Annotated in this window: 16 protein-coding genes; 8 read left to right on the forward strand and 8 right to left on the reverse strand. The window is 73.7% G+C overall.

What is annotated here, in order from left to right:
- Positions 1-134 precede the first annotated feature (134 nt).
- From DNL40_RS03330 to DNL40_RS03345, 4 genes are all read left to right on the forward strand, one after another.
- A complete protein-coding gene (locus DNL40_RS03330) occupies positions 135-3023 on the forward strand; it encodes an FtsK/SpoIIIE family DNA translocase (RefSeq protein WP_245885594.1) in 2889 nt (962 codons plus the stop codon).
- Between the two features lie 44 nt (positions 3024-3067).
- The gene (pgsA, locus tag DNL40_RS03335; protein WP_111249771.1) at positions 3068-3685 is read left to right on the forward strand and encodes a CDP-diacylglycerol--glycerol-3-phosphate 3-phosphatidyltransferase; all 618 of its coding nucleotides are present in this window, start codon (positions 3068-3070) and stop codon (positions 3683-3685) included.
- Positions 3682-4203, forward strand: coding sequence for a CinA family protein (locus DNL40_RS03340; RefSeq protein ID WP_245885595.1), 522 nt, complete (start codon positions 3682-3684; stop codon positions 4201-4203). Before pgsA ends, DNL40_RS03340 begins: the two co-directional genes overlap by 4 nt.
- A gap of 310 nt (positions 4204-4513) precedes the next feature.
- Positions 4514-4858, forward strand: a complete 345-nt coding sequence (locus DNL40_RS03345; RefSeq protein ID WP_111249772.1) for a helix-turn-helix domain-containing protein — start codon at positions 4514-4516, stop codon at positions 4856-4858.
- Positions 4859-5070: 212 nt separating this feature from the next.
- Here the strand turns inward: DNL40_RS03345 and DNL40_RS03350 are convergent, their stop codons facing one another.
- Positions 5071-5910, reverse strand: coding sequence for a DNA-formamidopyrimidine glycosylase family protein (locus DNL40_RS03350; protein ID WP_111249773.1), 840 nt, complete (start codon positions 5908-5910; stop codon positions 5071-5073).
- Between the two features lie 18 nt (positions 5911-5928).
- Complete coding sequence (locus DNL40_RS03355) at positions 5929-11118, reverse strand: Lhr family helicase (RefSeq protein ID WP_111249774.1); 5190 nt, start codon at positions 11116-11118, stop codon at positions 5929-5931.
- A 94-nt stretch (positions 11119-11212) separates the two neighbouring features.
- Between DNL40_RS03355 and DNL40_RS03360 the strand changes: the two genes are divergently transcribed.
- The 3 genes from DNL40_RS03360 (at position 11213) to DNL40_RS03370 (ending at position 13439) form a co-directional block, all read left to right on the forward strand.
- A complete protein-coding gene (locus tag DNL40_RS03360) occupies positions 11213-11449 on the forward strand; it encodes a DUF3046 domain-containing protein (RefSeq protein WP_111249775.1) in 237 nt (78 codons plus the stop codon).
- Positions 11450-11649: 200 nt separating this feature from the next.
- The gene (gene recA / locus DNL40_RS03365) at positions 11650-12750 is read left to right on the forward strand and encodes a recombinase RecA (protein ID WP_111249776.1); all 1101 of its coding nucleotides are present in this window, start codon (positions 11650-11652) and stop codon (positions 12748-12750) included.
- Positions 12751-12764: 14 nt separating this feature from the next.
- Positions 12765-13439: a regulatory protein RecX gene (locus tag DNL40_RS03370; protein WP_111249777.1), complete on the forward strand. Its 675-nt coding sequence runs from the start codon at positions 12765-12767 to the stop codon at positions 13437-13439.
- A 92-nt stretch (positions 13440-13531) separates the two neighbouring features.
- On the opposite strand, the gene DNL40_RS03375 is transcribed toward DNL40_RS03370, so the two are convergent.
- From DNL40_RS03375 to DNL40_RS03390, 4 genes are all read right to left on the reverse strand, one after another.
- Positions 13532-14425, reverse strand: coding sequence for an amino acid ABC transporter permease (locus DNL40_RS03375; RefSeq protein WP_111249778.1), 894 nt, complete (start codon positions 14423-14425; stop codon positions 13532-13534).
- Complete coding sequence (locus tag DNL40_RS03380) at positions 14422-15111, reverse strand: amino acid ABC transporter permease (protein ID WP_111249779.1); 690 nt, start codon at positions 15109-15111, stop codon at positions 14422-14424. Before DNL40_RS03380 ends, DNL40_RS03375 begins: the two co-directional genes overlap by 4 nt.
- A 121-nt stretch (positions 15112-15232) precedes the next feature.
- Positions 15233-16096 (reverse strand): glutamate ABC transporter substrate-binding protein, encoded by an 864-nt coding sequence (locus tag DNL40_RS03385; protein WP_111249780.1) that lies wholly within the window; start codon positions 16094-16096, stop codon positions 15233-15235.
- 67 nt (positions 16097-16163) lie between these two features.
- Positions 16164-16913, reverse strand: a complete 750-nt coding sequence (locus DNL40_RS03390) for an amino acid ABC transporter ATP-binding protein (RefSeq protein ID WP_111249781.1) — start codon at positions 16911-16913, stop codon at positions 16164-16166.
- 185 nt (positions 16914-17098) lie between these two features.
- Between DNL40_RS03390 and miaB the strand changes: the two genes are divergently transcribed.
- Entirely contained in the window at positions 17099-18724 is a 1626-nt protein-coding gene (miaB, locus tag DNL40_RS03395) for a tRNA (N6-isopentenyl adenosine(37)-C2)-methylthiotransferase MiaB (RefSeq protein WP_111249782.1), read from the forward strand.
- Positions 18725-18775: 51 nt separating this feature from the next.
- Here the strand turns inward: miaB and DNL40_RS03400 are convergent, their stop codons facing one another.
- Both DNL40_RS03400 and DNL40_RS03405 read right to left on the reverse strand, forming a co-directional pair.
- Positions 18776-19255 (reverse strand): type III secretion system chaperone family protein, encoded by a 480-nt coding sequence (locus tag DNL40_RS03400; RefSeq protein ID WP_425450753.1) that lies wholly within the window; start codon positions 19253-19255, stop codon positions 18776-18778.
- A 41-nt stretch (positions 19256-19296) separates the two neighbouring features.
- Positions 19297-19953, reverse strand: coding sequence for a type III secretion system chaperone family protein (locus DNL40_RS03405; protein ID WP_245885598.1), 657 nt, complete (start codon positions 19951-19953; stop codon positions 19297-19299).
- Positions 19954-19982 lie beyond the last annotated feature (29 nt).

Consider the following 19982-nt stretch of genomic DNA (forward strand, 5'->3'; position numbering starts at 1 on the left):
CAGACCGGTCGTCACCGGCGCAGGTGCCGCGCGTCCGGACGAGGCGTTCGTCACAGGTGTGACGCCCCCGCGGGCGAGGACACGCGCACGGCCTCCCCGCCGGTGTCGCCAGCAGTCGATACGGTGGTGCCATCATGGCGACCCGGACCCCCTCATCTCGGGCGACGCAGGGATCAGCCGGGAAGCCGCGCTCCGCCGCGGGCCGGCCGGCGGCTGCGCCGACCCGTCGCGTGCCCGCACCGCGGACGGCGGCGACCCGGGCCCAGGGCACGGCGACCCGGCCGTCGAGGTCGGGGGCGACCCGTGCGACGTCGGCGCGTGGCGGTAAGGCCGCGCCCCGCAAGGGTGGTGCCGCCCCCGCACGCCGTCCTGGGCCGCCGTGGCCCGTCCGTGCCCTCCGCGGCCTGTGGCTCGGGACCGCCCACGGGGTGGGTGCCGCCGTCCGCACGATCTTCCAAGGAGCGAGAGACCTGGAACCCGAGCACCGCCGTGACGGCGTCGCCTTCTTCCTCGTCGCCCTGGCCATGGTGGTCGCGGCGAAGGAGTGGTGGGACATCCCCGGAGTCTTCGGCACGGCCGTCCACGCGGTCGTCGCGGGCACCGTCGGGCTCGCCGGGGTCGCCGTGCCCGTGCTCCTGCTGTGGCTGGGTGCTCGCATCATGCGCCACCCCGAGCGCGGTCAGGCGAACTCACGGGTCGCGATCGGCGTGACGCTGCTGGTGATGAGCGTCTGCGCGCTGATCGCCGTCGCCGAGGGGCTGCCGAGCCCGCGCGACGGCTTCGACCGGGTGCAGGACGCCGGTGGCATCGTCGGCTACCTCGTGGCCACCCCGGTCGTCGCTGGCGTCACCGAGTGGGTCGCCGTGCCGATCTTCCTCCTCCTGGGCTTCTTCGCGCTGCTCGTCATCACGGCCACACCCGTGCACCGCATCCCCGAGCGGTTGCAGGGCGTGTACGACCGCCTGACGGGCAACCACGGCGTCGAGGGTGCGGAGGGGCTCGACGAGGACGGCCTGGAGCTCGCCGAGGGGTTCTCCCGGCACGACGGCACGACCGAGCCGCCGCGCAAGCGCCGCAGGAAGACCAAGGCGGAGCGCCAGGCGGAGAAGGCCGCCAAGGGCGTGGAGATGCCCGAGGGCGGGTTCGCCGGCGACGAGGCGTTCGAGAAGGCCGCGGTGCTCGAACGAGCCGAGAAGGCGGAGAGGGCCGAGAAGGCGGCCGCTCGGGGCGGCCGCAAGACCGCCGCGCCGACCGAGGCCGTCCCCGCCGCCACCGTCACGTCCGAGCTCGAGGGGGCCGACCCGGCCACGAGCCCGGCCGCCTCCTCGCGCGACCTCGCACCGACGCCGCCCCCGGCCCCCGTCGGCAGGCCGGTGCAGCCGATGCTCGAGGGCGACACCGTCTACCTCATGCCCGACGAGGACCTCCTGGTCAAGGGAGCGCCGCACAAGACGCGCTCCGCGGCCAACGACCGTGTCGTGGAGGCGCTGACGGGCGTCTTCGAGCAGTTCGAGGTCGATGCCAAGGTCGCGGGCTTCACCCGGGGACCGACGGTCACGCGCTACGAGGTCGAGGTCGGCCCGAAGACCAAGGTCGAGAAGATCACCAACCTCTCGAACAACATCGCCTACGCCGTGGCGAGCGCCGACGTACGGATCCTGTCGCCCATCCCGGGCAAGTCCGCGATCGGCATCGAGATCCCCAACGCCGATCGCGAGACGGTGGTGCTGGGCGACGTGCTGCGCTCGTCCGCCGCTCGCCGCACCGAGCACCCGATGGTCGTGGGCATCGGCAAGGACGTCGAGGGCGGCTACGTCGTGGCCAACCTGGCGAAGATGCCCCACATCCTGGTCGCCGGAGCCACGGGCGCCGGCAAGTCGAGCTTCATCAACTCGATGATCGTCTCGATCATGATGCGGGCCACCCCGGAGCAGGTGCGCCTCATCCTCGTGGACCCGAAGCGGGTCGAGCTGACGATCTACGAGGGCATCCCGCACCTGATCACCCCCATCATCACGAGCCCCAAGAAGGCTGCCGAGGCCCTCGAGTGGGTCGTGCGGGAGATGGACGCCCGCTACGACGACCTGGCGGCCTTCGGGTACAAGCACGTCGACGACTTCAACGCCGCCGTGCGCGCCGGCAAGGTCAAGCCGCTGCCGGGCTCGGAGCGCAAGATCGCCCCCTACCCGTACCTGCTGGTCGTGGTCGACGAGCTCGCCGACCTGATGATGGTGGCGCCGCGCGACGTCGAGGCGTCGATCCAGCGCATCACCCAGCTCGCGCGTGCGGCCGGCATCCACCTGGTGCTGGCGACGCAGCGCCCGTCGGTCGACGTCGTCACCGGTCTCATCAAGGCCAACGTGCCCTCGCGCCTGGCGTTCGCGACCTCGTCGCTGGCCGACTCCCGCGTGGTGCTCGACCAGCCCGGCGCCGAGAAGCTCATCGGCCAGGGTGACGCGCTCTTCCTGCCCATGGGGGCGGCCAAGCCCATGCGTGTGCAGGGCGCCTGGGTGGCCGAGTCCGAGGTGCACCAGGTGGTCGAGCACGTCAAGGCCCAGCTCAAGCCCGTGTACCGCGAGGACGTCACGGCACCGGCGGCGGCCAAGAAGCAGATCGACGACGACATCGGGGACGACCTGGACCTGCTGCTGCAGGCGGCGGAGCTGGTGGTCACGACGCAGTTCGGCTCCACGTCGATGCTGCAGCGCAAGCTGCGTGTCGGGTTCGCGAAGGCCGGCCGTCTGATGGACCTGCTCGAGTCGCGCGAGATCGTCGGTCCCTCCGAGGGGTCCAAGGCGCGCGAGGTGCTGGTCCAGCCTGACGACCTGCCCGGTGCGCTGGCGATCATCCGGGGCGAGACGCCGGCGGTCTACGACCAGGCGGACGGGCAGGCGGACGAGCCGGGCGGCGGCGAGGCAGCCGGCGCCGACCCCTACGCCGACGGGATCGACGGCCATCGCCCGCCCGTCGCGAAGGAATACCACGACGACGCCGACACGGACCCGGAGAACGGCTGGCGCTGACCCTCGTGTCGGCTCGCGCGTGCACCACCCTCTAGGCTGGTGACGTGGTCGACCCTGCTGCCCCCTCTCCCTGGAACGCCGCCAACGCGGTGACCGCGGCGCGCATCGCGCTGGTCCCGCTGTTCGCGTGGGCGCTCCTCGTCGACGGCGGGGAGTCGGTGACGTGGCGCCTGGTCGCCACCGGCATCTTCGTGCTGGCCGCGGCGAGCGACCGCATCGACGGCTACCTGGCACGCAGTCGCGGGATGGTCACCGACCTCGGCAAGCTCCTCGACCCCATCGCCGACAAGGCGCTCATCGGCACGGCGCTGGTGCTCCTGGCATGGCCGCTGGGCGAGCTGCCCTGGTGGGTCCCCGTGGTCGTGCTGGTGCGCGAGCTCGGCATCACGGTGATGCGGATGGCGGTGCTGCGGTATGCGGTCATGCCGGCCTCACGAGGCGGCAAGCTCAAGACGGTGCTGCAGTCGGTCGCGATCACGCTGTTCGTGCTCCCGCGCGCGCACCTGCCGGGCTTCGTCGAGGTCGTGGCGTGGGTGGTGCTGGTCGCGGCCGTCCTGGTCACCGTGGTGACCGGCGTCGAGTACGCCGTGCAGGGTTGGCGGCTGCGCCGTGAAGCGCTCCGGGCCAGGCGGTTGGCGGGCACGGCTCCGACGTCGTCGTGAACGCCGCGGGTGCCCGAGCGGTGCGGAGCGCCGACGACGCCGGAGCGCGCGGTCTGCTCGACGCGCTCGCGCGGCGCGGGTGGACGGTGGGGGTAGCCGAGTCGCTGACGGGCGGCCTCGTCGTCGCCGGTCTCGTGGCCGTCCCGGGAGCGTCGGCGGTCCTGCGAGGCGGTGTCGTGGCCTACGCGACGGACCTCAAGGCCGCCCTGCTCGGCGTGGACGTGGACCTGCTCGCCGCCCGGGGTGCGGTGGACCCGGACGTCGCTGCGGCGATGGCCGAGGGGGTCCGGTCCGCGACGGGTGCGGACGTCGGGCTCGCGACCACCGGGGTGGCAGGCCCCGACCCGCAGGACGGGAAGGCCCCGGGCCTCGTCTACGTCGCCGTCCGGACCCCGGAGGGCGCGGGCGTGCGCAGGCTCGACCTCGCCGGGGACCGTGCGACCGTCCGCGAGGGGGCCGTCGGCGGCGTCCTCGCGCTCGCGCGGGAGCTCGTGCGACCACGCGTGGCCGACATGTGAATGCTTCGTCGCGATCACCGTCCCCGGCTGGCACCTGATGCGCGGGCGTGGGAGGTTCGTGAAGTGGGCTCGGGACGACCAGCGGCACAGAGCACGCAGCCGGGGGAACAAGGATCTCCTCGCCGGCGTTGGAGAAGTCGTGATCAGCACCAGGCCCACAGGACGGCTCGACGCGCGCCAGGGCCGCCAGGACGCGACGCGCACAGGGTACGGTAGGGCGGTCTCCCCTCAGGGGGATCGGACGGGACGGAAGCCGGTGACGGCTCACGAGGCCCGGCTGCAAGGGCCGGGCTCAGGAAGGGGGCGCGAGATGGTCGTTCTTCGACGAGAGATCGGCGACGTGCTGCGCGACGCGCGGCAGCGTCAGGGGCGCACCCTGCGTGAGGTGTCCTCCGCCGCCAGGGTCTCGCTGGGTTACCTCAGCGAGGTGGAGCGCGGGCAGAAGGAGGCGTCGTCGGAGCTGCTCGCCTCGATCTGCGAGGCGCTGGACGTGCCGATGTCGCTCGTCCTGCGCGAGGTCAGCGACCGCATCGCGATCGCCGAGGGGCTCGCGATCCCCGACACCATCCCCGCCGACTTCGTCGCCGGCCTGCTGGCCCGGGGCGGCGACTGGCGCGACGGGGTCGAGCGGTCGGATCTCCAGCCGGTCGGCTGAGCGCCGCACACTGACGTCACGGGCGTCCCACCTTCGGGTGGGGCGCCCGTCGTCGTCCCGGGGACTGCCTTCTCCAGCAGAGCCGTCTTCCGCAGGGCCGTGTCCCGCAGGGCCGTGTCCCCGTAGCGCCGGGCCGCGAGCGGGGGACCGTCAGACCCGGTGGCCGCCCCGCCGGTGCCGCCCGGCGCCGTCAGTGCGGTCAGCGCCGTTCCTCAGGGCGTCCAGGGCCGCGGCAGGGGCGCCTGGCAGGACGGGCACCAGTAGACGACGCGTTCGAGAGCAGCCTGCTCGGGCCGCTCGTCGGGCCCGCGGGTGGACCCGAGGGCGACAGGCGTACGGCAGCGCACGCACGGCTTGTGGTGACGTCCGTGGACCCGGCGCTCGACCGCGCCCAGACCGGAGCGGCGCGCGACGAGGACGCTGCGGGTGACGAGCCGCGCACCGGCGACCAGCAGCGCGCGCCGGTGCGCCGCGTCGAGGGCGCCGGCCGGCGTCCACGGCCACCAGCGGGTCGCGAACAGGGTCTCGGCCGTCCAGATCGTGCCGAGCCCGGCGACCACGCGCTGGTCGAGGAGTGCGACGCACAGCGGGCGGTCGGGCTCGGCGGCGAGCCGGTCGACGGCGTCGTCGACCTCCGGCGCGGTGCCCTCGGCGAAGCCCGGGCCGAGCACGTCCGGACCCAGATGCCCCAGCAGCGTCGCCTCGTCCCGGGTGCGGACCAGGTCGAGCATGCCCAGGCTGCGCCCGAGGCACGTCCACGCCGAGGTGGCGAGCACGGCGCGCACGGCGGGCGAGCGCCCGGCCGCGGCGGGTGTCCCGGTGCGCTCGACGCGCCAGTCGCCCTCCATCCGCAGGTGCGTGTGCAAGGTGCGGCCGTCGTCCAGCCGCAGCAGGAGGTGCTTGCCGTAGGAGACCGACTCGACGACGGTCCGGCCGACGAGGTCTGCCCCGGCGGCCGACGGCCAGCGCAGCTCGGCTCGCACCAGCGGCGCACCGACCAGCGCGGCTCCCAGCCGTTCGGCGGTCAGCCGCAGCACGTCTCCCTCGGGCATCTGGTCCGATCCTCCCGCTCAGCCGCCGGCGACGCGCAGGCCGCGCGGGGTGACGGCGAACCCGGCCTCGAGCAGTGCCGCGGCAGCGGGGTGGCGGTCGCGGGCAGCGGTCAGGGCGGGCACGCCGTCGACGCGCTGGACGAGCACGCGCCCCAGCCTGCCCTCGCGTGCCGCCCCGGCGAGCAGGGCGGCGGCGGACGTCAGCGCACGTGCGCGACCCGACCCGAACGACAGCACCGAGCGTCCGCCGCGCTCGACGTAGAGCACCAGGTCGCCGTCGACGAGGACGACGACGGCGCCCGCCTTGCGTCCAGGACGGTGCGCGCCGGCCGCCGTGCTCGCCCCGTCGCCCGTGCCCCCGGCGGTGCGGCTTCGGCCAGGCGCGGCCACGGCGCCGTCCCGGTCGACCGGTCCCCGGGCGTGGTCGCCGGCGTCCTCTGCCTCGCGACGGCCCTCGACGCCCACGCCCCCCTCCGCACCCCGGCCTGACCGGGGCCAGGGGAGCGCCGCCCCGTACGGGTTGGCGGGGTCGGTGGCCGCCAGCAGCACCGCCGGCGGCAGCCGACGGCGCCCGGCCCGGGCCACGGACGGGTCGAGGGCGGCGCCGGCCGGCCCGTGCGCGGCGTCGTCGGTGTCGTCCTGCTCGTGCGAGCGGGTGCGGTCGGCGGCGTCGGTGCGTAGCTGGTCCACCGCACCGGGCAGCGCGAACTGGGAGCCCCCGAGTCCTTCGACGAAGTAGCCTCGCCGCACGGCACCCCGTTCCTCGAGCTCGCGCAGCACCTGGTAGACGGCGCGGAACCGGCCCGCCACCCCCTCGGACGGTGCCGCGGCGCGCGTCAGGACGCCGTGCCGGTCGAGCAGCACCTGGGTGAGCGCGTGGGTGCGCACGGTCGGGTCCTGCTCGACCGCGGGGAGGGCCGACCAGCGTCCGCCTCCGGTCCGTGCCACCGTCCCGGCGGCCGGGGCCGCCCCGGCGAGCCCGAACCGGGACCGGCGGACAGGGCGGGCGCGCGCGGGGGCGCGCGGGGCTCGGTGGGCTCCGCCGGCACCGGTGCCCACGGCCTCGCGCAGCGGCCCGAGCCCGTCGTTGGTGACCCGGCCGGCCCACACGAGGTCCCACAGGGCATCGAGGGTCGCGGCCTGGGAGGCGCCGGCGAGCTCGGCCAGGCGGGGCAGGAAGTACCCGCCAGAGCCGTCCAGGAGCTCGAGCACCGCCCGGTGCAGGTCCGTGTCGAGCGGCCCGCCCACCTCGAGAGGCTCGGGGTCGGGCAGCGTGAGCGTCGCGCCGTCGGTCAGGTGGAGGCTGACCAGGCCGTCGCCCCCGCCGGAGCCGGGAAGGCGCCCGTGCCCGCACCACAGCACCTCGCCGGCCGTGGTGAGCTCGTCGAGCATGGCGGGGGAGTAGTCGGCCACCCGGGCGGGCAGCACGAGCGTCTCCAGGGCCGAAGCAGGGACGGGGGCTCCGGAAAGCTGTTCCACGGCGCGCAGCACGCCGTCGACACCGCGCAGCGCCCCCGCCCCGGCGCCGACCTGGTGCCAGCGCGGCAGGAACAGCCCGAGGGCCTCGGGCTCGACGGGCTCGACCTCGGCGCGCAGCGCAGCCAGCGAACGCCGACGCAGGGTGCGCAGCACTTCGGGGTCGCACCACTCGTCGCCCGTTCCACCCAAGGACGAGGGGCGGATGGCGCCCCGCACCAGGGTCCCAGCCGCCTCGAGCCGGGCCAGGGCGTGCTGCACGACGGCGACGCCGAGGCCGAACCGGGCCGCGACGTCGGCGGCGGCGAACGGCCCGTGGGTGCGGGCGTGCCGGCGCACGAGGTCTCCGAGGGGGTCGGGCACCAGCTCGGTGTACGCCTCGGGCACGCCGACCGGCAGGGCCACACCGAGGGCGTCGCGCAGGCGCCCGGCGTCCTGCGCCACCGCCCACTGCTCCGTGCCCGCCACGCGCACGCGGATCACCCGGCGGGCACGCTCGAGCTCGACGAGCCAGCCCGCCACGTGGTCCCGGACCTCGGGCCGCGTGCGCTCCGCGAGCTCCTGCGGCGGGTGCGGACCGGTGCGCCGCAGCACGTCCCACAGCCCCTCGGCGTCCCTGGCCTGGCGTCCCTCCGCCAGGGCCTGCAGCTCCGACTCGGTGCGCTCGACGGCTGCGGGGTCCAGCAGGTCCGCCAGCGCCGTGGCACCCTGCTCGCCCAGCAGCTCGGCCAGCAGGTCGGGATCGAGGGACAGCGCCGCCGCACGCCGCTCGGCGAGCGGGGCGTCGCCGTCGTACAGGAACTGGGCGGTGTAGCCGAACAGCAGCGCCTGGGCGAACGGTGACGGGCTGGGCGTGGTGACCTCCACCAACCGGATGCGTCCGGCGGCGAGGTCGCCCATGATCCCGGCGAGCGCGGCGACGTCGAAGTCGTCCTGGAGGCACTCGCGCGCGGCCTCCAGCGTCACCGGGAAGTCCGGGAACTGCGCGGCGACCTGCAGCAGCTGCGACGCCCGCTGCCGCTGCTGCCACAGCGGCTGGCGCCGGTCGGGCCGCCGGCGCGGCAGCAGGAGGGCACGGGCTGCGGCCTCGCGGAAGCGGGCGGCGAACAGCACCGACGAGCCGAGCTCGTCGCGCACGGCGCGCAGCACGTCGTCCGGGTCCAGCAGCAGGTCCTCGGACGTGACCAGCGGGGTGTCAGCACCGGCCGCGCCGCCGGGACCGCCGTCGTCCGGGGCAGCCTCGTACCCCAGGTCCCAGCCCCCGGCGTCGGGGAGGCGCAGCACGATGCCGTCGTCGGAGTGCATCGCCGAGACGTCCAGGCCGTGCCGCTCGCGCAGGCGGGCGGCGACCACCAGCGCCCAGGGGGCGTGCACCTTGGCGCCGAACGGGGAGTGCACCACCACCCGCCAGTCGCCCAGCTCGTCGCGGAACCGCTCGACGACGATCGTGCGGTCGTCGGGCACCCGCCCTGTCGCGGTGCGCTGCTCCGTCAGGTAGGACGCCAGGTTGTCGGCGGCCCACTCGTCGAGCCCCGCCTCCCGCAGCCGCGCCCTGCCCGTGCCGGGGTCCTGCGCCAGCAGCGCGTCGGTGGTCCGCACGAACGCCCCGACGGCACGCCCCAGCTCCACGGGGCGGCCGGGGGAGTCGCCCTTCCAGAACGGCAGGCGGCCCGGCAGCCCGGGGGCCGGGGAGACGAGCACCCGGTCGGGGGTGATGTCCTCGATGCGCCACGTGGAGGAGCCGAGCGTGAACGTGTCGCCCACCCGGGACTCGTAGACCATCTCCTCGTCGAGCTCACCCACGCGCTTGCCGCCGCGCTGGCCACCACCCGACGCGCTGCCCCCCGGGTCCTCGTCCGTGGCCAGGTAGACGCCGTACAGGCCCCGGTCGGGGATGGTGCCGCCGCTCGTGGCGGCGAGGCGCAGCGCACCCGGGCGGCCCGAGAGCCGGCCCGTGGCGCGGTCCCACACGATGCGGGCACGCAGCTCGGCGAAGTCCTCGCTGGGGTAGCGGCCCGCCAGCATGTCGAGCACCGCGTTCCAGGTGGCCTGGCCGAGGCCCGCGTACGGGTGGGCGCGGCGGAACGTCGCGAGCAGCTCGTCGGCGTCCCAGTCGTCCGTGGCGAGCGCGGCGACCACCTGCTGCGCCAGCACGTCGAGGGGGTTGCTGGGCACGTGCAGCGGCTCGATCTCGCCGGCGCGCATCCGCTGGGCCACCACGGTGGCGGGCACGAGGTCGCCGCGGAACGTCGGGAAGACGACCCCGTGCGACACCGCGCCGACCTGGTGGCCGGCGCGGCCGATGCGCTGCAGCCCGCTCGCCACCGAGGGCGGAGCGCCCACCTGGACCACCAGGTCCACGGCACCCATGTCGATGCCCAGCTCGAGCGAGCTCGTGGCGACGACGGCGGGCAGCCGCCCTTCCTTGAGCTCCGACTCGGTGCGGGTGCGCTCGGCGCGGCTCATCGACCCGTGGTGGGCACGGGCCAGCACCGCACCCTCGGGGTCGCGGGGGGCGGACGTGCCGGACTGCCCCGGCAGGTGCGCGGGCCACACCCCGCCCGGGTCGTCGACCGCCTCGCCCAGCCGCTGGGCCCACAGCTCGTTCATCCGGGCAGTGAGGCGCTCGGCACCCCGCCGGGAGTTGGTGAACACCAGGGTCGAGGTGTGCGAGGCCACCAGGTCGACCACCCGCTCCTCGACGTGCGGCCACACCGAGGCCCGCCGCAGGGGCGACGTCGCGCCGCCCGTCAGGTCCGGGGCGCCCGGTACGCCAGAGGCCGCGGGCGCCGCCGTCCCGGGCGCCCCTGCGCCGGCCGGGCTGCCGGCCGTGCTCCCACCGGGCAGCGCGCCGTCGTCCCCGCTGCCCTCGTCGAACCCGCCACCGGAGCCGACGCCGAACCCGCCACCGGGGGCGACGGCGAACCCGCCGTCGTCCGGCCCCTGGCGCGCCGGGGCGTCGAGGTCCCCCAGGTCCGGCACGGGCACGACGACGTCGATGTCCCACTGCTTGCTCGCCGGTGGCTGCACGACCACGACCTCGCGGCCGCCGTCGTCGGGCGACCGGTGACCGCCGAGGAACGCGGCGACCTCCTCGACCGGGCGCACCGTGGCCGACAGCCCCACGCGCTGGGCGGGACGCCCCCCGGCCGCCACCAGGAGCGCGTCGAGGCGTTCGAGGCTCAGCGCCAGGTGGGCGCCGCGCTTGGTGCCCGCCACGGCGTGGATCTCGTCCACGACGACGGTCTCGACCCCGAGGAGACCCTGGCGCGCCTGCGACGTCAGGACGAGGAACAGCGACTCCGGCGTGGTCACCAGCACGTCGGGCGGGCGGGTGGCGAAGCTTCGGCGCTCGCTGGCCGGGGTGTCGCCGGTGCGCATGCCCACCGTCACCTCGGGGGTCTCGATCCCCTCGCGGGCGGCAGCCTGCCGGATGCCGGCTAGCGGGGAGCGCAGGTTGCGCTGCACGTCCGCGGCCAGCGCCTTGAGCGGCGACACGTACAGCACCCGGCAGCGGCGGGCCCGCTCGGGCTCCGGCTCGTGGTGCAGCCGGTCGATCGCCCAGAGGAACGCCGCGAGCGTCTTGCCCGAGCCGGTCGGGGCGACGACGAGGGCGTGCTTGCCGCCCGCGACGGCGTCCCACGCGCCGGTCTGGGCCGCCGTCGGGCCCTCGAACGCACCGGTGAACCACGCCCGGGTGGCGGGGCCGAAGCGCGCGAGGGGAGAGGTCACCGGGTCATTGTGCAGCGCGGCACCGACGTTCGTGCCGCACAGGGGGGAGGGGGGAGCGGGGCGGCTGGTTTGACGGGGGTGGCAGGCTGAGGGCGTGCGTCTGAGGGAGTTCTGGCAGCTGGTCGACGAGGTGTTCGGCCCCGCGTATGGGCGCTCGCTCGCCCGGGAGCAGGTGCTGCCACCGCTCGGCAACCGCACGCCGGTCCAGGCGCTGGAGGCGGGGGTGCAGCCGCGCGACGTGTGGCACGCGCTGTGCGACGCCCTCGACGTGCCCGACGCCGAGCGGTGGGGCGACGACGAGCACCGGCAGGCCCCGCCCCGCAGCCGGTGACACGCCAGGGCGCGTCGCGCCCGATCGAACAGATGTTCGGCTAGAGTCTGTGCACAGGCACGGGTTTCGGAACCCCGTCGACAGACGGGGGCCGGAGAAGGCACCCGTGTCGGTGGCTGCGCGTACGGTCTCGACCGATGAGCTCGCAGACACAGAAGCCGGCGCGTACCCGTCGCGCCCCGAACGCAAAGGTGACCGACATGCCCGCACCGGCAGAACGCGACAAGGCCCTGGAGGCTGCGCTCGCCCAGATCGACCGCAGCTTCGGCAAGGGCTCGGTCATGCGGCTCGGGGACGAGAGCCGCGCCCCGGTCGAGGTGATCCCGACCGGGTCGATCGCTCTCGACGTCGCCCTCGGCATCGGCGGCCTGCCCCGTGGCCGCGTCATCGAGGTCTACGGGCCCGAGTCCTCCGGAAAGACGACGGTCGCGCTGCACGCGGTCGCCAGCGCCCAGCGGGCCGGTGGCATCGCCGCGTTTATCGACGCCGAGCACGCGCTCGACCCGGAGTACGCCAAGAAGCTGGGCGTCGACACCGACGCGCTCCTGGTCTCGCAGCCGGACACCGGTGAGCAGGCGCTCGAGATCGCGGACATGCTGATCCGTTCCGGCGCGCTCGACATCATCGTCATCGACTCGGTGGCGGCGCTCGTGCCCAAGGCCGAGATCGAGGGCGAGATGGGCGACAGCCACGTCGGCCTCCAGGCCCGCCTCATGTCCCAGGCGCTGCGCAAGATCACCGGCGCGCTCAACTCGTCGGGCACCACGGCCATCTTCATCAACCAGCTGCGCGAGAAGATCGGCGTGTTCTTCGGCTCTCCGGAGACGACGACGGGTGGCAAGGCGCTGAAGTTCTACGCCTCGGTGCGCATGGACATCCGTCGTATCGAGACCCTCAAGGAGGGCACCGACGCGGTGGGCAACCGCACCCGCGTCAAGATCGTCAAGAACAAGATGGCCCCGCCCTTCAAGCAGGCCGAGTTCGACATCCTGTACGGGGTCGGCATCTCGCGTGAGGGTGGCCTGATCGACATGGGCGTGGAGCACGGCCTGGTCCGCAAGTCCGGCTCGTGGTTCACCTACGAGGGCGACCAGCTGGGCCAGGGCAAGGAGAACGCCCGCAAGTTCCTGCGTGACAACCCCGACCTCGCGAACGAGATCGAGAAGCGCATCAAGGAGAAGCTCGGCGTGGGCGCCCGGATGGACGCCCCCGCTGACGCCGCTCCGGAGGCCGAGCCCGCCCTCGCGGCGGCCGGCGCCGGGGCGAGCAACGGCAAGTCCTCGAAGAAGGCTCCGTTCTGATCGACGGGGACGAGATGACCGACGCCTTCGGGTCGGACGAGCAGAACGGCCAGGGTGGTCGCGGCGTGGGGAAGCGTCGCGGCCGCCCTGGCCGTCGTGACGAGGGTGGCGACAGGGGAGGGCGCGGTGCTGCTCCACGGCAGCCGCGTCGCTCGGTCGCCGAGCGGCTGGAGGCCGGCGAGCTCACCGTCGAGGACGCCACCGAGCTGGCTCGCGAGACGGTGCTGCGCATCCTCACCGCTGCGCCCAAGAGCCGGCGCGAGCTCGAGCAGTCCCTCGCCCGCAAGGGCTACCCCGAGCACGTCGTGATGCCCGTGCTCGACCGGTTCGACGAGGTGGGCCTCGTGGACGACGCCGAGTACGCGCAGATGGTGGTGCGCACCCGGCACGCCGAGCGTGGGCTGGCGCGGCGGGCGATCGCCGTCGAGCTGCGCCGTCGCGGCATCGACGACGACACCGCGGCGGATGCGCTCGAGCAGGTCGGGGCCGACGACGAGCGCGCCGCAGCGGAGCGTCTGGCGCAGCGGCTCGTCGCCCGGACACGGGGCCTGGAACGTGACGCGCGGGTCCGGCGCGCTGCCTCGGCGCTGGCGCGCAAGGGCTACGGGCCGGGCATCGCCTTCGCGGTGGTCAAGGACGCGCTCGCCGCGGAGGGCGAGGAGACCGACGACCTCGAAGACCTGTCGTAGGAGGAGGGACGACCCCTCCTGAGACGCCGACGGCCGCCTCCCCGCGCACGGGGGGGAGGCGGCCGTCGGCGTCTGCGAGCGTCCGTACGACCCTAGTGGCCGCCGCCGCTCGGAGCGCCACCACGCGTGACGGCCAGGCTCGGGCCGATGCCCGGGCCCTCCTCGGTCTTGCCGGACGTGCGGCTCGAGAGCCGGCCGGCGAGCAGGTGCGCCACCCAGGACAGCAGGTAGTTCAGCACGATGAACAACACCGCCACGACGATGAGCACCTGCAGCGGGTTGCCGGCGCCGGAGGCCAGGATCTGACCGGAGCGCAGCAGGTCGGCATAGCCGATGAGCTGACCGAGGGCGGAGTCCTTGAGGACCACCACGAGCTGCGATACGACCGCCGGCAGCATGGCGATGAGGGCCTGCGGAAGCTGGACCGAGCGCAGCGTCTGGCCGCGAGTCAGCCCGATCGTCAGCCCTGCCTCGCCCTGGCCCTTCGGGAGGTTCCCGACGCCCGAGCGCACGAGCTCGGCGATGACCGAGCCGTTGTAGAGCACGAGGGCGACGACCACGGCGGTGAACGCGGAGTCCGCCACCACACCGCGGAAGAACATGCCGAAGAGCACGTTGAAGAACACCATCATGAGCAGCACGGGCACCGCGCGGAAGAACTCCACCACCACGGACGAGAGCCAGCGCACCACACGGAACTCCGAGAGGCGGCCCATGCCGAAGACGATGCCGAAGACGACGGCGCCGACGGTGGCGAACGCGGCAGCCCTCAGGGTGTTCTGCAGGCCGGGGAGGTAGTAGAACTCCCAGGCGCGGGCATCGAGGGCGGGCCGCCACAGGTCCGGCGCGAGCTGACCCCGCTGGTGGAGCACCAGGAGCACCCAGGCGAGGATGCCGAGCACGACGACGGCGCCGAGCGCGTTGCCGACCATCATGTTCCGGCGGCCGCGGGGCCCCGGGGCGTCGAAGAGGACAGAGGAGCTCATCGCTTCACCGCCAGACGGTTGGAGAGCCAGGTCGTGGCCAGGCCGATGGGGATCACCAGGATCACGTACCCGATCGCGAAGGTCAGGAAGATCTCCCAGATGTAGTTCGGCTGGAACTCGATCATCGTCTTCATGGTCCCGGCCGTCTCACCGGTCACCGAGGCCGCGGCGGCGACCGTCGAGTTCTTCAGCAGCGCGATGAGCGTGTTGCCGAGCGGGGCGACCGCGCCGCGGAACGCCTGGGGGAGCACGATCATCCGGGCGGCGGCGGTGAACGGCAGGCCGATGGCACGCGCGGCCTCCGCCTGCCCGACGGGCACCGTGTTGACGCCCGACCGGATCGCCTCGCACACGAACGCGGCGTGGTAGAGCCCGAGCCCGATGACCGCCAGGATGAAGAAGTTCAGGTTGAAGTCGCTCGACAGCTGGACGCCGAGCTGGGTCCACACGCCGAGCACCAGGAACGTCATGATGACGGTCAGGGGCGTGTTGCGGACGAGGTTGACGTAGGTCGTACCCGCCCAGTCCAGCGACACCAGCGGCGAGATGCGCATGACGGCCAGCACGGTGCCGACGACGAGCGCGAGGAGCGCGCCCCAGAACGTCAGCTGGATGTTGGTCCAGAACGCGCCGAGCACGTCGTACTGGACCAGCAGTGCTGTGAATCCGGACAGGTAGTCGTCCACCGGTCACCTTTCGCCGGGATGGTCTACGAGAGTCGGGCCGCGACAGCCAGGCCGCGGTGCGTGCGCGGCGGTGCGCACGGGTGGGGCGGCGCCGCGTCGCGGCGCCGCCCCGGTGGTCGTATCAGGCGCAGGCCTCAGGGGTCGGCGGGTTCAGCTCGTCGTTGGCGCTGTAGCCGGTGCCCTCGGTGTTCTTGCTGACGAACTCCTCCCAGGAGCCGTCGTCGATCATCTCGGTGATCGCCTCGTTGATCGCCTCGCAGCGGTCGGAGTCCTTCGGCAGGCCGACGCCGTAGCGCTCCTCGGAGAAGGGCGCGCCCACGACCTTGAGCTTGCCCTGGTTCTGCGGGGTGGCGGCGAGGCCGGCGAGGATGATGTCGTCGGTGGTCACGGCGTCGACCTGGCCCGCCACGAGGGCCGAGACGCACTCCGCGTAGCCCGGGCGCTCGAGCAGGTTCACGCCCGCGGCGTACTCGTCCTTGATCTTCTGGGCCGAGGTGGAGCCGGTCACCGAGCACAGGTTCTTGCCCTCGAGCGACTCGGGGCCCGTGATGTCGGTGTTGTCGGCGGCCACCAGGAGGTCCTGCCCGGCGATGAAGTACGGGCCGGCGAAGTCGATGACCTCCTTGCGGGCGTCCGTGATCGAGTAGGTCGCGAAGATCATGTCGACCGCGCCGGTCTGCAGCATCTGCTCGCGCTGCGCCGAGGGCGACTCGACCCAGGTGATCTGGTCGGCGGAGTAGCCGAGCTTCTCGGCGACGTACGTGGCGACGTCGACGTCGAAGCCCTTGTACTCGTTGCCGTCCTGCAGGCCGAGGCCGGGCTGGTCGTACTTGATGCCGATGCGGATGGTGTCGCCGCCGCCGGTGCCCGCGGTGGCGTCGTCGCCACCGGCGCTGCCGCCGCCGACCTCGGCGCCGGAGCATGCGGACAGGGTGAGAGCGGCGGTGGCCGCGAGGGCGAGAAGCCCCGTGGTGCGCTTGCGCATAGTGATGCCCTTCGATCTGTCGTTGACGGGGAAACAGGGGGCCCTGGCCGGCGGCCGGGGCGGGGCGTCAGTGGACCAGGATCTTCGAGAGGAAGTCCTTGGCCCGGTCGCTCTTCGGTGCGGTGAAGAACGTGTCGGGGTCGGCCTGCTCCACGATCTGGCCGTCGGCCATGAAGACGACGCGGTCCGCGGCCTTGCGGGCGAAGCCCATCTCGTGGGTGACCACGATCATGGTCATGCCCTCCTTGGCGAGGGCGACCATGGCGTCGAGGACCTCGTTGACCATCTCGGGGTCGAGGGCCGAGGTGGGCTCGTCGAACAGCATGACCTTGGGGTGCATGGCCAGCGCGCGGGCGATGGCGACGCGCTGCTGCTGGCCGCCCGAGAGCTGGGCGGGCATCTTGTGAGCCTGGTTCTTGACGCCCACGCGGTCGAGCAGCGCGAGCGCCTCCTCCTCGGCGTCCTTCTTCGGGACGCCGCGCACCTTGCGGGGCCCGAGGGTCACGTTGTCGAGCACGGTCTTGTGCGCGAAGAGGTTGAAGGACTGGAAGACCATGCCGACGTCGGCACGCAGGCGTGCGAGCGCCCTGCCCTCGGCGGGCAGCGGCTTGCCGTCGATGACGATCTCGCCGTCGTCGATGGTCTCCAGGCGGTTGATGGCACGGCACAGGGTCGACTTGCCCGACCCGGACGGGCCGATGACGACGAGGACCTCACCCTTGCGCACCGTGAGGTCGACGTCCTGCAGCACGTGCAGGTCACCGAAGTGCTTGTTGACGCCCTTCAGCTCCACGAGGGCGGGCGCGTCCTTCTCCATGTCCTTCGAACCCCATCAGTCGGTGAACGTCCGGCGCCCAGCATCGCCGTCCTTTGTTTCAGGAAAGCGCACCGGACACCGTGAGACGGCTACGGTCCGGTAACGATATGGCCGAGCGCCGGTCATGACCTGGCGAGCGGACAGTCCGTCCAGACCCATGAGCAGGGGACCGTACCCTAGAGACGATGTCCACGACCACCATTTCTCACGCCGGGGCCGCTGCGGCCGACGCCGGCGAGCAGCCCCGCACCTACATGGTGCGCACCCTCGGCTGCCAGATGAACGTGCACGACTCGGAGCACATGGCCGGCATGCTGGAGCAGGCCGGCTACGTGCGCGCGTCCAAGGAGGACGAGGCGGCGAGCGCGGCCGACGTCGTCGTGATCAACACCTGCGCGGTGCGCGAGAACGCCGCCACCCGCCTCTACGGCAACCTCGGCCAGCTCGCGAGCCTCAAGGCGCAGCGTCCGGGCATGCAGATCGCCGTCGGGGGCTGCCTGGCGCAGAAGGACCGCGGCGAGATCGTGGCCAAGGCGCCGTGGGTCGACGTCGTCTTCGGCACGCACAACCTGGACGCGCTGCCCGTGCTGCTGGAGCGCGCCCGGCACAACGAGGCCGCCCAGGTGGAGATCGCGGAGTCGCTGCAGGTCTTCCCCTCCACGCTGCCCACCCGTCGCGAGAGCGTCTACGCCGGCTGGGTGTCGATCTCCGTGGGCTGCAACAACACCTGCACGTTCTGCATCGTGCCGCACCTGCGCGGCAAGGAGCGCGACCGGCGCCCGGGCGAGATCCTGGCCGAGGTCGAGGCGCTGGTCGCCGCCGGTGCGGTCGAGGTGACCCTCCTGGGTCAGAACGTCAACAGCTACGGCGTCGAGTTCGGCGACCGCGGCGCGTTCGCCAAGCTGCTGCGCGCGTGCGGTCGCATCGAGGGGCTGGAGCGGGTGCGCTTCACGAGCCCGCACCCTGCCGCGTTCACCGACGACGTCATCGCCGCGATGGCCGAGACGCCCAACGTGATGCCGAGCCTGCACATGCCGCTGCAGTCGGGCTCCGACCGGGTGCTGCGGGCCATGCGCCGCTCCTACCGCTCGGAGCGGTTCCTCGGCATCCTCGACCGTGTGCGCGCCGTGATGCCCGACGCCGCGATCACGACGGACATCATCGTCGGGTTCCCCGGCGAGACGGAGGAGGACTTCCAGGACACGATGCGGGTGGTCGAGGCGTCGCGCTTCAGCTCCGCGTTCATGTTCCAGTACTCCCCGCGCCCCGGGACCCCGGCCGCGACGATGGACGGGCAGCTGCCCAAGGAGGTCGTGCAGGAGCGGTTCGAGCGGCTGCTCGCGCTGCAGGAGCGCATCTCCGCCGAGGAGGCCACCGCCCAGGTGGGCCGCACGCTGGAGGTGCTGGTCGCGGAGGGGTCGGGCCGGAAGGACGGCGCCTCGCGGCGCCTCTCCGGGCGAGCGCCCGACAACCGCCTGGTGCACGTGGCGGTGCCCGACGACGTCGCCTCGCTCGTCGCGGACGCTCCGGTGAGCCTGGACGACCCGCGCCTGGCGGAGGTGCCCGACCCGCGGCTGCCGCGCCCGGGCGACATGGTCACCGCCGAGATCACGCAGGCCGCCCCGCACCACCTCATCGCGGACTCCGCGCTGGCCGGCGGGACCTACTCGGTGCGCCGCACGCGCTCGGGCGACGCGTGGGCGCAGCGGGAGAAGGCGCGCCTGGGCGGAGGCGACGAGCACGGGCACGGGCACGGCAGCCCCGCACCGTCCGGGCCGGTCTCCCTCGGCATGCCGGCACTGCGTCGCTGAGGCCCGCCGCAGGCCCCGTCCCCGCTCTGCGCGGGGAGGGGGCCTGCGGCGTCAGGACTCCGGGTCGCTGGTGAGGACGCCGACGGACGCGAAGAACTGGGCGGCGGTCACCAGCCCGCACGAGACGGTGGCGGCGATCTGGTCGTCGGTCGCACCGTGCTCGAAGTCCACCGAGACCTCGGCGTACAGCGCCAGACCGTCGTCCTCCTCGCGCACGTAGACCTTGGGCCAGATGCGCTCGCGGTTCCAGTCGTTGACGGCCTGGAGCACGGCCAGGCGCGCGCGGGAGGACACGGCGCCGGCCCACCGGCCGCGCACCTGGAGGATCTCGTCGTGGTCGCCGAGGAGCAGGAACCAGAACCGGTTGCCGTCCCAGGTGCCGGTGACGTCGCCGTCGTCGTCGATGCGGAACCGGTAGCCCCGCCGGGCGAGGTCGTCGCCGACGCGCTGCGCCGTGAGCGGCACGGGACGCTGGGGGGCGCCGGCGAGGACCGGGGCGGCCGGCGCCTGCGGGCGTCGCCGCCGGGCGATACCACGCAGGCGGTCGCGCACGCGCTGGGCGGGCCGGCGGATCACGGGGCGGCTCGCAACGGGTCGGGGTACTCGGCGTCCAGGTGGTCGAAGAACATCGTCCCCGTGCTGAGCCCGCACTGCAGGAGCTGGTCGAGCTGGTCGTCGGTGACGCCCTGCTCGACGTCCACGGTCACGTCCGTGCACACCACCACGGTGCCGTTGTCACGGACCCGCACGTACGTCTTGGGCCAGATGCGCTCGGCGTTCCAGGCGTTGCAGATCTCGAGGATCTCCTCGAGGCGCTCGATGGTCAGGTCGCGGTGCCACTGACCCCGCACCTGCAGGACCTCCTCGTGCTCACCGAGCACCAGGAAGTAGAAGAGCCGCCCCTGCCACAGCCCGCCGACGTCGCCGTCCGAGTCGGTGAAGTAGGCGAAGTCCGAGTCCTCGAGCCACCGGACCACGCGTTCCAGGGACAGCGGCGCCGGCACCTCCGCCGGGTCCAGGTGGTGGGCGCCCGGCGCGGTCCGCGGGCCGCCGGCCACGCGCAGCAGGAGGCTCTCGATGCGGTCCCGCAGCTCCTGCTCCTCCCAGCCGTCGTCCACGCCCGCCGTCTCGCGGGGCGCACGACGCCCGGGCAGCCGACCCGAGCGGCCGCCCCTGCCGGAGGAGCTGTCCGACGACCCGTTGCCTGGGCGCGACCCGAAGAACCTCACCCGGCCACAGTACCGGGCGGCGATAGCCT

The sequence above is a fragment of the Xylanimonas oleitrophica genome, assembly GCF_003244315.1.
Classification (GTDB): Bacteria; Actinomycetota; Actinomycetes; order Actinomycetales; family Cellulomonadaceae; genus Xylanimonas_A; species Xylanimonas_A oleitrophica.